Origin of the sequence: Enterobacter sp. JUb54 (assembly GCF_014298075.1) — a bacterium.
GTDB classification, from domain to species: domain Bacteria; phylum Pseudomonadota; class Gammaproteobacteria; order Enterobacterales; family Enterobacteriaceae; genus Klebsiella; species Klebsiella lignicola.
Genome location: NZ_CP060418.1, coordinates 2,463,417 through 2,475,460, shown reverse-complemented (window position 1 = coordinate 2,475,460; position 12,044 = coordinate 2,463,417). Strand labels below are relative to the sequence as shown.

Below are 12,044 nucleotides of genomic sequence, written 5' to 3'. Positions count from 1 at the left end.
AGTTTTATGGCCACTCATCTGGTCTGGTTTCGCGCGGACTTACGTATCCATGACAACCTCGCGCTGGCTGCAGCCTGTCGCGATCCCCACGCGACGGTGCTGGCGCTGTTTATCGCCACGCCGGAACAATGGCGCCAGCATGGCATGGCGCCGCGTCAGGCGGCTTTTATCGCTCAGCACCTGCACAGTCTGCAGCTGGCACTGGCCGAACGCGGTATTCCGCTTGAGGTGATTGAGGCTGACGACTTCGCTGCCAGCGGCGAACGGCTGGCGGAATACTGCGCGCAGCGGCAGGTGAGCCACTTGTTTTATAACTACCAGTACGAAATTAATGAGCGGCAGCGCGATGCGCAGGTGGAAAAAAGGCTGAGCGGCCTGGTGTGTCAGGGATTTGACGATGCGCTGCTGCTGCCTCCCGGCAGCGTGTTGACCGGCAATCGCGAGATGTACAAGGTCTTTACGCCATTCAAAAATGCCTTCCTGCGCCGGCTGCGCGAGGCGCTACCGGAATGCGTGGCCGCGCCAAGAGTTCGTCCCGACGGGCCATTGCAACCAACATCGCTGCCGGAGATCCGCTACCCGCAGCAGGCGTTTGATGCACAGCTGTTTGCCGCCGACGAAAAAACGGCCATTGCCCGGCTACGCACTTTCTGCCAGCAGCAGGTCGCCGATTATGACCAGCAGCGTGATTTTCCCGCTCGGGAAGGCACCAGCCGGCTGTCGCCCTGTCTGGCCGCTGGCGTGCTTTCTCCGCGTCAGTGCCTGCATCGTCTGCTGGTGGAACAGCCCGCCGCGCTCGACGGTGGGGCGGGGGCAGTGTGGCTGAACGAGCTCATCTGGCGTGAGTTTTACCGCCATTTAATGGTGTTCCACCCACGGCTATGCAAAGGTCGACCGTTTATCGCGTGGACCGATAAGGTCGCGTGGCGGGACGATGAGCAGGGGCTACAGGCGTGGCAAAACGGCCAGACCGGTTTTCCGATTGTCGATGCCGCCATGCGTCAGCTCAACGCCACGGGCTGGATGCATAATCGCTTGCGGATGATTGTCGCCAGTTTTCTGGTGAAGGACCTGCGCGTCGACTGGCGCGCGGGCGAGCGCTATTTTATCAACCAGTTGATTGATGGCGACCTGGCGGCCAATAACGGCGGCTGGCAATGGGCCGCGTCGACCGGCACCGATGCCGCGCCCTATTTTCGAATTTTTAATCCCACCACGCAGGGGGAGAAGTTTGATAAGGCGGGAGCGTTTATTCGTCAATGGCTGCCCGAGCTGGCGGGCGTGCCGGAGAAAGCGCTGCATCAGCCGTGGCTGTGGGCCGATAAGCACGGCGTGACGCTGGCGTATCCGCGCCCGCTGGTCGATCACAAGCAGGCGCGGCTGGAGACGCTGGCAGCCTGGGAGGCCGCCAGCAAAGGGTCTACTCCACCGCCAGCGCGCGAGTCTTAACGCGCAGGGCAGAGTACAGCCAGATAACCAGCACCAGGCCGACGCAGGCTAAGGCGCCCCAGGTGATCTGGCTGAAAACATGAATGTAGGCATCAATGGCGTAACCGGCCGCACCAGCTTCATCAAAGGACCCCTGGGCGGTCTGGTCAGCAATCACTCCCGCCAGATAGTTGGCGATAGCGCCGGACAGCAGCATATAGATGCCGGTCAGCACGCCGGTCACGCCGGGGATCTCGATGCGGGTGATTTGCGCCATCGCCACCGGGTCGATAAACAGTTCGGCAAAGCCCATCACCGCCAGACCCAGCACCATTAACGGCATCGATGACTGGCCGTAGGTCGCTGACCAGCGGGCGCTTAAGGTCAGAATGCAGAATCCGGCGCTCATCAGGCCGAGACCGAGCGCAAACTTACCCCAGATCCGCACGGTTCTGTTCCCGCTAACCGTCTCTTTCACCAGCCACGCCAGCACCATTCCGCAGAGCATCACCGCGAAGGCGTTCACCGACTGGAACATCGCCGTCGGCACTTCGTAGCTCATGACATGACGATTAACGAAGCGGTCGATATACAGGCTGATAGAGCTGCCACCCTGCTGCGCGAAGGCCCAGAACAGCAGGCTGAAGCCGGTCAGGACAATAATCAGCCGCAGATCGCTGCGTTGTTTCGCCGTTTCTGCCCGGCGATAAATTCGGGCCAGCACCAGCAGACCAATGACGGTGGCGACAATCAGCGCATAGACCGACCACTCTTTCCAGAACAGAACGGTAATCAGCAGGGGCGCGGCGACCAGCAGCACCAGCAACCAGCCCCAGTTCGGCAGCAGAAAGTGGCGCGCGCGCAGGGCTGCGCGATTGACGCCGGCGGTATGACGGAAATGGCGACCGCCGCAGAGGAAAATCACCAGCCCGGCAATCATCCCGATGGCGGCGAGGGCGAAGCCCATGGCCCAGCTGTACTCTTCCTGCACATAGCCACAGGCGATTGGGGCGACGATCGAACCGATATTGCCCGCGGCGTACATCAGCGAGAAGCCGCCATCGCGGCGCGGATCGGTCGGTTCATACAGTTCGCCCAGCAGGCAGCTGACGTTGGACTTAAACAAGCCGTAACCGCAGACGATGATCGCCAGCGACAGATAGAGGAAGGTCGGGGCAATTTCGCTGGCGCCCAGCACCAGATGGCCGATCGCCATCAACAGGGCGCCGAGCATCACCGCCATCCGGTTGCCGAGCAGCTTGTCGGCCAAAAAACCGCCGAGAATTGGCGTGACGTAAACCAGCGAGCAATAGGCGCTGAACAGGGCGTAGGCGTGGTTATCGTCATACTTGAGCTGATTGGTGAGATATAAAATCAGCAGCGCCCGCATGCCATAGAAACTGAAATACTCCCAGATTTGCAGCGCGACAACGTAATAAATCGCCCGCGGCTGCGATGATTGTCTGTTCATGTAACGTTTAATTCCTGCCAAAAAAAGAAAGTCGATCTTTCTGCATGAATAGCGATTTCGTAGTGATATTCATGGCTTACCAGGCTTTCTGATTATTTAATATGCTTTAATAGTGCATAAATATACACGAATGCGTTATGGGGTGGGTAGACAAATTGCGGGTTTACGCTAAAAGTCAACATAGCGCGGGTTGCACAGGTGCTATCGACGACCTCCGCGGATCCCGTTATGTTATGCCTGTGCACACGATGATGACCTGATGGAGCGACAATGAAAAATAGCGAACTGGAACAACTGATTAACGAAAAGCTTAACAGCGCGACATTCAGCGACTACGGGCCAAACGGCCTGCAGGTCGAGGGGCGTGAAACGGTGCAAAAGATTGTCACTGGCGTGACCGCCAGCCAGGCGCTGCTGGATGAAGCCGTGCGCCTGCAGGCGGATGCGGTGATTGTCCATCATGGTTACTTCTGGAAGGGTGAATCGCCGATCGTTCGCGGCATGAAACGCCAGCGTCTGAAAACGCTGCTGGCGAATGATATCAACCTCTATAGCTGGCATTTGCCGCTGGACGCCCATCCGGAGCTGGGCAATAACGCCCAGCTGGCGCAACTTCTCGGTATCAATATCATGGGCGAAATTGAACCGCTGGTGCCGTGGGGCGAACTGTCGATGCCGGTTTCCGGGCTGGAGCTGGCCTCGTGGATTGAGGCGCGCCTGGGGCGTAAACCGCTGTGGTGCGGCGATACCGGGCCGGATAAAGTCGCGCGGGTTGCCTGGTGCACCGGCGGCGGCCAGGGCTTTATTGATAGCGCCGCCCGTTTCGGGGTCGATGCCTTTATCACCGGTGAAGTGTCGGAACAAACCATTCACTCCGCCCGCGAGCAGTCCCTGCATTTTTATGCCGCCGGGCACCATGCCACCGAACGCGGCGGTATTCGCGCCTTAAGCGAATGGCTGTCGGAAAACAGCGATCTGGATGTGACCTTTATTGATATCCCTAACCCGGCCTGATGAGAGAGAAAAAAGTGCAGCGAGCGCGTTGTTATATGTTAGGCGAAACCGCCGTCGTCCTCGAACTTGAACCTCCGGTGACGCTGGAGAGCCAAAAGCGCATCTGGCGCCTGGCCCAGCGACTGGCGGATCATGAAGAGGCGCTGGATGCGATTCCGGGGATGAACAATATCACCGTCGTCCTGCGTCATCCGCAGACGATGGCGTGGGATGCGATTGAGCAGCTGCAACGCTGGTGGGAAGAGAGCGAAGCGCTGGAGCCGGAGTCCCGGGAGATGACGATCCCGGTGATCTACGGTGGCGAAGACGGGCCAGATTTAGCAGAAGTGGCGCGCCACTGCGGACTGAGTGAGAAACAGGTGGTTGAACTGCACTCCTCAGTCGAATACGTGGTGTGGTTCCTCGGCTTCCAGCCGGGATTCCCCTATTTGGGCGGACTGCCTGAACAGCTGGCGACGCCGCGTCGGGCGGAGCCGCGGCTGCTGGTTCCGGCAGGATCTGTGGGGATCGGTGGCGTGCAAACCGGGGTTTATCCTCTGGCCACCCCTGGCGGCTGGCAGCTGCTGGGCCGCACGCCGCTGGCGCTGTTTGACCCCAGGCGACAGGAGCCGGTGCTGCTACGTTCCGGCGATAAAGTTCGCTTTGTACCGCAAAAGGAGGGGGTATGTTGAAGATGATCCGCGCCGGCATGTATTCGTCAATACAGGACGGCGGGCGCGAAGGACAACGACAGTCGGGGATCAGCCTCTGCGGCGCTCTGGATACTCCCTCACTGGTGACCGCCAACCTGCTGGTGGGGAATGACCCCAACATGGCTGCGCTGGAGATCACGCTCGGTCAGGTGGATATCCAGTTCGAACGTGACTGCTGGTTTGCGTTAACCGGTGCCGCCTGTGAGGCGCTGCTTGACGATAAACCGGTGTGGGTGGGCTGGCGAATGGCGGCGAAGGCCGGCCAGCATCTGGTATTGAAAACTCCGCAGTACGGTATCCGTAGCTACCTGGCGGTGGCCGGCGGCATCGATGTGCCGGTGGTGCTGGGGTCACGCAGTACCGATCTGAAAGTGGGCATTGGCGGCTTCGAAGGGCGACGCCTGCAGGATGGCGACCGGCTGAAGCTGGGTAAAACGTCCCGCCAGTTCAAGGCGGCGCGCGGCGTTAAACAGCTGCCGCTGAGTAACCGTATCCGTGCGTTACCGGGGCCAGAATACCAGGAGTTTGATACGGCGTCTCAGGGGTCGTTCTGGCGTTCACCCTGGCAGTTGAGCCCCCAGAGTAACCGGATGGGCTACCGTCTTCAGGGCCAGCCGCTCAAACGCACCACCGATCGCGAGATGCTCTCGCATGGCCTGCTGCCGGGCGTGGTGCAGGTTCCGCACAACGGTCAGCCGATCGTGCTGATGAACGATGCGCAGACCACCGGGGGCTATCCGCGTATTGCCTGCATTATCGACGCCGATATGTACCAGCTGGCGCAAATTCCGCTGGGGCAGCCGATTCATTTTGTCCCCTGCACTCTGGAAGAGGCACTGAAAACGCGTGCTGACCAGCAGCGTTATCTGGAACAACTGGCGTGGAGGCTGAGCGATGATCATTGATTTAAATGCCGATCTGGGAGAGGGCTGCGCGAACGACAGCGCGTTGTTACAGCTGGTCTCCTCGGCCAACATCGCCTGCGGCTTCCACGCCGGCGATGCGATGCTGATGCATCAGTGTGTCCGTGAGGCGTTGAAAAACGGCGTCGCCGTCGGCGCCCACCCCAGTTTTCCCGACCGGGAAAACTTTGGCCGCACGGCGATGCAGCTGCCGCCGGAAACGGTTTATGCCCAGACGCTGTATCAGATTGGCGCGCTGGCGGCGATCGTCCGCGCTGAAGGCGGCGAGCTGAAACACGTCAAGCCGCACGGCATGCTCTACAACCAGGCGGCGAAAGAGGTGCCGCTGGCCGAGGCGATAGCCCGAGCCGTGCGCGATTTTGACCCCGCGCTGATCCTGGTGGGGCTGGCGGGCAGCGAGCTGATTCGCGCGGGCCAGCACTACCAGTTGACCACGCGACAGGAGGTATTTGCCGATCGCGGATATCAGGCCGATGGCAGTCTGGTGCCGCGTTCGCAGTCCGGCGCGCTGATCGACAGCGAAGAGCTGGCGCTGGCGCAGACTCTGGAAATGGTCCAGCACAACCGGGTACGCAGCATCACCGGGGAATGGGCGCCGGTGATTGCGCAAACCGTCTGTCTGCATGGCGATGGCGCACACGCGCTGGATTTTGCCCGTCGTCTACGGGCAGCGTTTGCCGGACGCAACATTCAGGTCAGCGCGGAAACAACAGCATAAAACAATAATTATTAAGTCGTTAACAACACAACCAACACAACAACCAACACAACAACCAACAGGACGTTATTATGGGAGACGCAATATCTCTCTGGCCACTGATCGGCATTGCCGTGATTGTGGTCGGGTTTATTCTACGTTTTAATCCGGTGCTCGTGGTCATTGTCGCCGGGATCGTCACCGGTGTGGCGGCGCATATGCCGCTCGCTACCATTCTGGAAAAGCTGGGGGAGGGGTTTCTCAACACCCGTAACCTGCCGTTTATTCTGCTGCTACCGCTGGCGGTTATCGGCCTGCTGGAACGACACGGTCTGAAAGAACGCGCCCAGGCGTGGATCGCGAAGATCCACAGCGCCACCGCCGGACGCCTGCTGATCGTTTATCTGTTTGTCCGTGAAGCGACCGCCGCGCTGGGCTTAACCAGCCTGGGGGGCCACCCGCAGATGGTACGTCCGCTGCTGGCGCCGATGGCGGAAGGGGCGGCGGAAAAAACCTTTGGTCCACTGCCCGGTAGCGTGCGCTACCGCCTGCGGGCGATGTCGGCGGCGACCGACAACGTTGGCCTGTTCTTCGGTGAGGATATTTTTGTCGCCTTCGGGGCGATCATCTTCATGCACAACTTTATGCTGGAATCCGGCGGCATCCAGACCGAACCGCTGCACATTGCGCTGTGGGGGATCCCGACCGCCATTTGCGCCTTCCTGATCCATGCCGCCCGTCTGTGGCGCCTCGATCGTCATCTTCAGCGTGAACTGGATAAGGTTAACGCCGGGCAGGCGAAAGGCGGTGCGGTATGAATTTCCAACAAACCTGGCTTTACTGGCTGGCAGGACTGGTGCTGCTGGCGGTCGCGGTGATGTCATGGCGCGACAAAAGCAACCCTCGTCGCCTGACCACCGGCCTGTTCTGGGGGCTGTATGGCGTGCTGTTCCTGCTGGGCGACTGGACCTGGCAACTGGTGGGCGATAAGCGCACCGTTCATATCGCCGTCGGCGTGGCGGTGGTGGTGCTGGCGCTGATTGCCGGCTTTGGCGGCGTGCGGCTGGGCAGCTATCACCAGCGCACTCAGGAAGAGCGCAGCGCCAGCGCGGTCCGTCTGGGCAACCGCTTGTTTTATCCGGCGCTGGCCATCCCGGTGGTCACGGTGGTTGGCGTCCTGCTGTTTAACAATATCCCATCGTGGCAGCACTGGGTGTTTGGCCCTGGCAACCATGCCACGCTGATTACGCTGTTCTCGATGACTGCCGGCACGCTGATTGGTCTGATTATGGCGATCCGCATGACCCATGAGCGAGTGACGCAACCGCTGCAGGAGGCGCGTCGTCTGCTCGATTCGGTCGGCTGGGCCTTTATCCTGCCGCAGATCCTCGCGGTGCTGGGATTGCTGTTTACCTCGGCCGGAGTGGGCAGCAGCATTGCCTGGCTGACCGAACACTACCTTGCGGTGGATAGCCGCTTTATCGCGGTGGTGGTCTATACCCTCGGCATGGCGCTACTGACGATGGTGATGGGCAATGCTTTCGCGGCGTTCCCGATTGTCACGGCGGGTATCGGTATTCCGATTCTGGTGCTCCAGCACGGCGGTAACCCGGCGGTGATGGCGGCTATCGGGATGTTCTCTGGTTACTGCGGCACCCTGATGACGCCGATGGCGGCCAACTTCAATATCGTGCCGGCGGCCCTGCTGGAGCTGCCGGATAAAAACGCGGTCATTAAGGCGCAGATCCCAACCGGCATACTGCTGCTGATCGTTAACGTATTCTTACTTTATTTCCTGATGTTCCTGTAAGGAGGGGAGATGGCGGGCGTATTAATTACCGGATTTGAACCGTTTGGCGGCGAGGCCGTTAACCCTTCGTGGGAGGTGGTTCGCCAGTTGGATGGCGTCACCATTGCCGGCGAGCCCGTGGTGGCGCTGCAGCTGCCCTGCGTCTTTGGCGAGGCGCTGACGGTGCTGAACGCCGCGTTAGCGGCCCAGCAACCGCGGCTGACGATTGCCGTAGGGCAGGCGGGTGGTCGTGTCGACATTACCGTCGAACGGGTGGCGATCAACGTCGATGATGCGCGCATCCCGGACAATAAAGGCCAGCAGCCTATCGATGAGCCGATCGTCGCTGACGGCCCGGCGGCGTGGTTCAGCAGCCTGCCGGTCAAAGCCATTGTCGCGGCGCTGCGCGAGCAGGGGATCCCGGCGTCGGTGTCGCAAACGGCGGGGACCTTCGTCTGCAACCATGTGATGTATGGCCTGCTGGATGCGCTCCAGGGCAAAGCCGGAACCAAAGGCGGTTTTATCCATATTCCGTATCTGCCGGAACAGGCGGCAGCCCACCCCGGTGAGGCGAGCATGGCGGTCGGGACGGTACGGGCGGCGCTGGAGACGGCAATCGTCGTCTCGCTCCAGCAGGATGGTGATGTGAAAGCGGTCGGTGGGGCAACCCACTAACCGGCAGAACAAAAGGACAAGATGATGCCGGAAGGTCCGGAGATCCGCCGGGCGGCGGATAGCCTGGAGAGGGCGATCAAAGGCAAACCGCTGACCGAGGTGTGGTTTGCCTTTGCCGCGTTACAGGAATATCAGTCGCAGCTGGTGGGCCAGCGGGTGACGCACATAGAAACCCGGGGGAAAGCCCTGCTGACGCACTTTTCCGGCGGATTGACGCTGTACAGCCACAATCAGTTGTACGGCGTCTGGCGCGTGGTGGAGGCCGGAGAACAGCCGGTGACTCAGCGGGTGCTGCGGGTCAGGTTGCAGACTGCAGAGAAGGCGATATTGCTCTACAGCGCGTCAGATATCGCTCTGCTGACGCCCGGGCAGCTTGCGGTGCATCCGTTTTTACTGCGGGTAGGGCCTGACGTGCTGGATATGCGCTTAACGGCGGACGCCGTCAAAGCGCGTTTACTGTCGACCGCCTTTCGCCGCCGACAGTTTGCCGGGTTATTTCTGGATCAGGCGTTTCTGGCCGGGCTGGGAAATTACCTGCGGGTCGAGATCCTCTGGCAGGTCGGTCTGACCGGGCGGCATCATGCCGCTGAACTGGACTCGCGGCAGCTCGACGAGCTGGCTCACGCGTTGCTGGATATTCCTCGTTTGTCCTATCGCACTCGCGGCGTGGTGGATGAGCAAAAGCATCATGGCGCGCTGTTTCGCTTCCGGGTTTTCCATCGGGAAGGGGAAGCCTGCGAGCGCTGCGGCGGCATCATTGAGAAGACGATGCAGTCGTCACGGCCATTTTACTGGTGCCCAGGCTGTCAGCATTAAGCACTTTTTGCCAATAAAAAACGCGCCCCAAACCCTGGCCAATGGACACTATCTGGCTGGACATTCCCTTTACCGGCAAAAGTACCCGTACAGCATTTTCTGGAAGCGTTGCGTTGAGTAAGCTTGGTGGTATTTTGACCGGTTCCACTTGCGTTTAAGCGTTGTATGTATAATATTTTATACAAAAATAGGGGCGGGGGCACAAGGATGGCCGAGAAAGACATTGTATGGCGCGGAACATCGCTTGATGATCTAAAGGCATTTCCTGATGACGTCAAACGGGATGCCGGTCATGAGCTGGGAAAGGTTCAGTGCGGCTTACAGCCTACAGACTATAAACCTGTAAGCACCTGGGGCATAGGGGTTATCGAAATCAGGCTTACTGGTGAGGATGGTGAGTATCGCGTCGTCTACGTTGCCAAGTTTGATGAAGCCATTTACGTGCTTCATGCTTTCGACAAAAAGACCCAACAGACAAGCCCCAGAGACGTCAATATTATTAAAGCCCGCTATAAAGCAGTATTAGCGGAACGGAGGAAGATGTAATGACCGATAAAATCGACACGAAAACACGTCATGTGACCCGTGCCGGCGGAAATATTTTTGCTGATCTCGGGTTTGAGCCAGCCGAGGCAGCTGCGCTGAAAGCTAAATCACAAGGTGAGATTGAGCGAACAAAGGCGATGAAAGAAGTCTTGATGGTTGAGATTGCTACGTGGATGAAGGAGGGGGGGCTCAAGCAGGGAAAAGCCGCCCAGATTTTGCACGTATCCCGTCCTCGGGTTTCCGATGTAGTGAACAAAAAAACAGAGAAATTCACCATTGATGCGCTTGTCGGGATGGTTATCACCATTGGTAAAAAAGTTAAGCTCGTTGTTGAGTAATAAATATCCCGCTTAGGTGTAATGTCTGTCAGTTAAGATTTTGAAGAGAAACGCATGTGGAAGATGTCTTACCCTTCGGCCTGGCAACATAAAACTCTCAGCCAAAGATCCCGACGACCAATAAAAAACGCGCCCGGAGGCGCGTTTTTTTATCGGTCGATCCGGACTCAGCCTTTGGCCACGTCGGATTTGAAATCGCGTTTTTCGTAGCCGGTATACAGCTGACGCGGACGCGCGATTTTCATACCGTCGCTGTGCATTTCGTTCCAGTGTGCAATCCAGCCCACGGTACGCGCCATCGCGAAGATAACGGTAAACATGGAGGACGGAATGCCCATCGCTTTCAGGATGATACCGGAGTAGAAATCGACGTTCGGGTAGAGTTTCTTCTCGATGAAGTACGGGTCGTTGAGCGCAATGTGCTCAAGCTCCATGGCCACTTCCAGCAGATCGTCTTTGGTGCCCAGTTCTTTCAGTACTTCATGGCAGGTTTCACGCATAACGGTGGCGCGCGGGTCGTAGTTTTTGTACACGCGGTGGCCAAAGCCCATCAGGCGGAAAGAGTCGTTCTTGTCTTTCGCGCGGCGGACAAATTCCGGAATGTGCTCAACGGAACTGATCTCTTCCAGCATCTTCAGTGCAGCTTCGTTCGCGCCACCGTGCGCCGGTCCCCACAGGGAGGCGATGCCCGCAGCGATACAGGCGAACGGGTTCGCGCCAGATGAGCCTGCGGTACGGACGGTAGAGGTCGATGCGTTCTGTTCGTGGTCAGCGTGCAGGATCAGAATACGGTCCATAGCGCGTTCCAGTACCGGGTTAACCTCATAGGTTTCACACGGTGTGGAGAACATCATATTCAGGAAGTTGCCCGCGTAGGAGAGGTCGTTGCGCGGATAGACGAAAGGCTGGCCGATTGAATATTTGTAACACATGGCTGCCATTGTCGGCATTTTAGACAGCAGACGGAACGCGGCGATATCACGGTGACGTGGATTATTGACATCCAGGGAGTCGTGATAGAACGCGGCCAGCGCACCGGTAATACCGCACATCACCGCCATCGGGTGAGAGTCGCGACGGAACGCGTGGAACAGACGGGTGATCTGCTCGTGAATCATGGTGTGGCGGGTAACGATAGTCTTGAATTCGTCGTACTGCTGCTGGTTCGGTTTTTCACCGTTCAGCAGGATGTAACACACTTCGAGGTAGTTGGACTCGGTCGCTAACTGATCGATCGGGAAACCACGGTGGAGCAGGATACCTTCATCACCGTCGATAAAAGTGATTTTAGATTCACAAGATGCGGTTGAAGTGAAACCAGGGTCAAAGGTGAAAACCCCTTTTGAACCAAGACTACGAATATCAATTACATCCTGACCGAGCGTGCCCTTTAGCACATCTAGTTCGATAGCAGTATCACCGCCTATGGTGATTTTTGCTTTAGTATCAGACATTTATGGTCTCCTTAGCGCCTTTATTGCTTAAGACTGCCTGGGGTGGATTTGCCTTCGGCCCGCGTCTGCTTACGTTACCAGTTTGTTATGTTGCACACAGCTCTGCGTCAGCGAAATGGGCAGGGTACAGAGCAAAGGCGCTTGATGGTACGTCTTCAGTCTACGACGAAATAGCAGCAAATCAGCGTTTTAGCAGTCCGA

At 58.4% G+C, this 12,044-nt stretch carries 13 protein-coding genes; 11 read left to right on the top strand and 2 right to left on the bottom strand.

The window, feature by feature from the left end; translation table 11 throughout:
- Positions 1-6 precede the first annotated feature (6 nt).
- Positions 7-1,449, top strand: coding sequence for a deoxyribodipyrimidine photo-lyase (phrB, locus tag HF679_RS11410; protein WP_187042991.1), 1,443 nt, complete (start codon positions 7-9; stop codon positions 1,447-1,449).
- Here the strand turns inward: phrB and dtpD are convergent.
- Positions 1,421-2,899: a dipeptide permease DtpD gene (gene dtpD, locus HF679_RS11405; RefSeq protein WP_154143452.1), complete on the bottom strand. Its 1,479-nt coding sequence runs from the start codon at positions 2,897-2,899 to the stop codon at positions 1,421-1,423. The two genes, phrB and dtpD, sit on opposite strands and share 29 nt — an antisense overlap.
- Before the next feature lie 270 nt (positions 2,900-3,169).
- On the opposite strand from dtpD, the gene HF679_RS11400 reads away from it, so the two are divergent.
- From HF679_RS11400 to HF679_RS11355, 10 genes are all read left to right on the top strand, one after another.
- On the top strand, positions 3,170-3,913 hold the full coding sequence (locus HF679_RS11400) for a type 2 GTP cyclohydrolase I (protein WP_123755982.1): 744 nt from the start codon (positions 3,170-3,172) through the stop codon (positions 3,911-3,913).
- A gap of 14 nt (positions 3,914-3,927) precedes the next feature.
- Positions 3,928-4,584, top strand: coding sequence for a 5-oxoprolinase subunit PxpB (gene pxpB / locus HF679_RS11395; protein ID WP_123756235.1), 657 nt, complete (start codon positions 3,928-3,930; stop codon positions 4,582-4,584).
- Positions 4,578-5,510 carry a 5-oxoprolinase subunit PxpC gene (gene pxpC / locus HF679_RS11390; protein WP_154143449.1) on the top strand — a complete coding sequence of 311 codons (933 nt, stop codon included), beginning with the start codon at positions 4,578-4,580 and terminating at the stop codon, positions 5,508-5,510. The genes pxpB and pxpC overlap by 7 nt, the downstream gene beginning before the upstream one ends.
- On the top strand, positions 5,500-6,246 hold the full coding sequence (gene pxpA, locus HF679_RS11385) for a 5-oxoprolinase subunit PxpA (RefSeq protein WP_187042990.1): 747 nt from the start codon (positions 5,500-5,502) through the stop codon (positions 6,244-6,246). The genes pxpC and pxpA overlap by 11 nt, the downstream gene beginning before the upstream one ends.
- 71 nt (positions 6,247-6,317) lie before the next feature.
- The gene (locus tag HF679_RS11380) at positions 6,318-7,043 is read left to right on the top strand and encodes a DUF969 domain-containing protein (protein WP_123755985.1); all 726 of its coding nucleotides are present in this window, start codon (positions 6,318-6,320) and stop codon (positions 7,041-7,043) included.
- Positions 7,040-8,035 carry a DUF979 domain-containing protein gene (locus tag HF679_RS11375; protein ID WP_187042989.1) on the top strand — a complete coding sequence of 332 codons (996 nt, stop codon included), beginning with the start codon at positions 7,040-7,042 and terminating at the stop codon, positions 8,033-8,035. The genes HF679_RS11380 and HF679_RS11375 overlap by 4 nt, the downstream gene beginning before the upstream one ends.
- Before the next feature lie 9 nt (positions 8,036-8,044).
- Positions 8,045-8,689: a pyroglutamyl-peptidase I gene (gene pcp, locus HF679_RS11370; RefSeq protein WP_187042988.1), complete on the top strand. Its 645-nt coding sequence runs from the start codon at positions 8,045-8,047 to the stop codon at positions 8,687-8,689.
- A gap of 24 nt (positions 8,690-8,713) precedes the next feature.
- Positions 8,714-9,505, top strand: a complete 792-nt coding sequence (gene nei / locus HF679_RS11365; RefSeq protein ID WP_123755988.1) for an endonuclease VIII — start codon at positions 8,714-8,716, stop codon at positions 9,503-9,505.
- Positions 9,506-9,712: 207 nt separating this feature from the next.
- Positions 9,713-10,051: a type II toxin-antitoxin system RelE/ParE family toxin gene (locus tag HF679_RS11360; RefSeq protein WP_123755989.1), complete on the top strand. Its 339-nt coding sequence runs from the start codon at positions 9,713-9,715 to the stop codon at positions 10,049-10,051.
- A complete protein-coding gene (locus tag HF679_RS11355; RefSeq protein WP_187042987.1) occupies positions 10,051-10,389 on the top strand; it encodes a helix-turn-helix domain-containing protein in 339 nt (112 codons plus the stop codon). The genes HF679_RS11360 and HF679_RS11355 overlap by 1 nt, the downstream gene beginning before the upstream one ends.
- A gap of 167 nt (positions 10,390-10,556) precedes the next feature.
- On the opposite strand, the gene HF679_RS11350 is transcribed toward HF679_RS11355, so the two are convergent.
- A complete protein-coding gene (locus HF679_RS11350) occupies positions 10,557-11,843 on the bottom strand; it encodes a citrate synthase (RefSeq protein ID WP_187042986.1) in 1,287 nt (428 codons plus the stop codon).
- Positions 11,844-12,044 lie beyond the last annotated feature (201 nt).

Bases quoted from the DNA above. Each gene is read 5' to 3' on its own strand.
- dtpD (WP_154143452.1), bottom strand. From the start codon at position 2,899: ATGAACAGACAATCATCGCAGCCGCGGGCGATTTATTACGTTGTCGCG.
- HF679_RS11355 (WP_187042987.1), top strand. From the start codon at position 10,051: ATGACCGATAAAATCGACACGAAAACACGTCATGTGACCCGTGCCGGC.
- HF679_RS11375 (WP_187042989.1), top strand. From the start codon at position 7,040: ATGAATTTCCAACAAACCTGGCTTTACTGGCTGGCAGGACTGGTGCTG.
- HF679_RS11360 (WP_123755989.1), top strand. From the start codon at position 9,713: ATGGCCGAGAAAGACATTGTATGGCGCGGAACATCGCTTGATGATCTA.
- pxpC (WP_154143449.1), top strand. From the start codon at position 4,578: ATGTTGAAGATGATCCGCGCCGGCATGTATTCGTCAATACAGGACGGC.
- HF679_RS11380 (WP_123755985.1), top strand. From the start codon at position 6,318: ATGGGAGACGCAATATCTCTCTGGCCACTGATCGGCATTGCCGTGATT.
- HF679_RS11400 (WP_123755982.1), top strand. From the start codon at position 3,170: ATGAAAAATAGCGAACTGGAACAACTGATTAACGAAAAGCTTAACAGC.
- pcp (WP_187042988.1), top strand. From the start codon at position 8,045: ATGGCGGGCGTATTAATTACCGGATTTGAACCGTTTGGCGGCGAGGCC.
- phrB (WP_187042991.1), top strand. From the start codon at position 7: ATGGCCACTCATCTGGTCTGGTTTCGCGCGGACTTACGTATCCATGAC.
- HF679_RS11350 (WP_187042986.1), bottom strand. From the start codon at position 11,843: ATGTCTGATACTAAAGCAAAAATCACCATAGGCGGTGATACTGCTATC.
- pxpA (WP_187042990.1), top strand. From the start codon at position 5,500: ATGATCATTGATTTAAATGCCGATCTGGGAGAGGGCTGCGCGAACGAC.
- nei (WP_123755988.1), top strand. From the start codon at position 8,714: ATGCCGGAAGGTCCGGAGATCCGCCGGGCGGCGGATAGCCTGGAGAGG.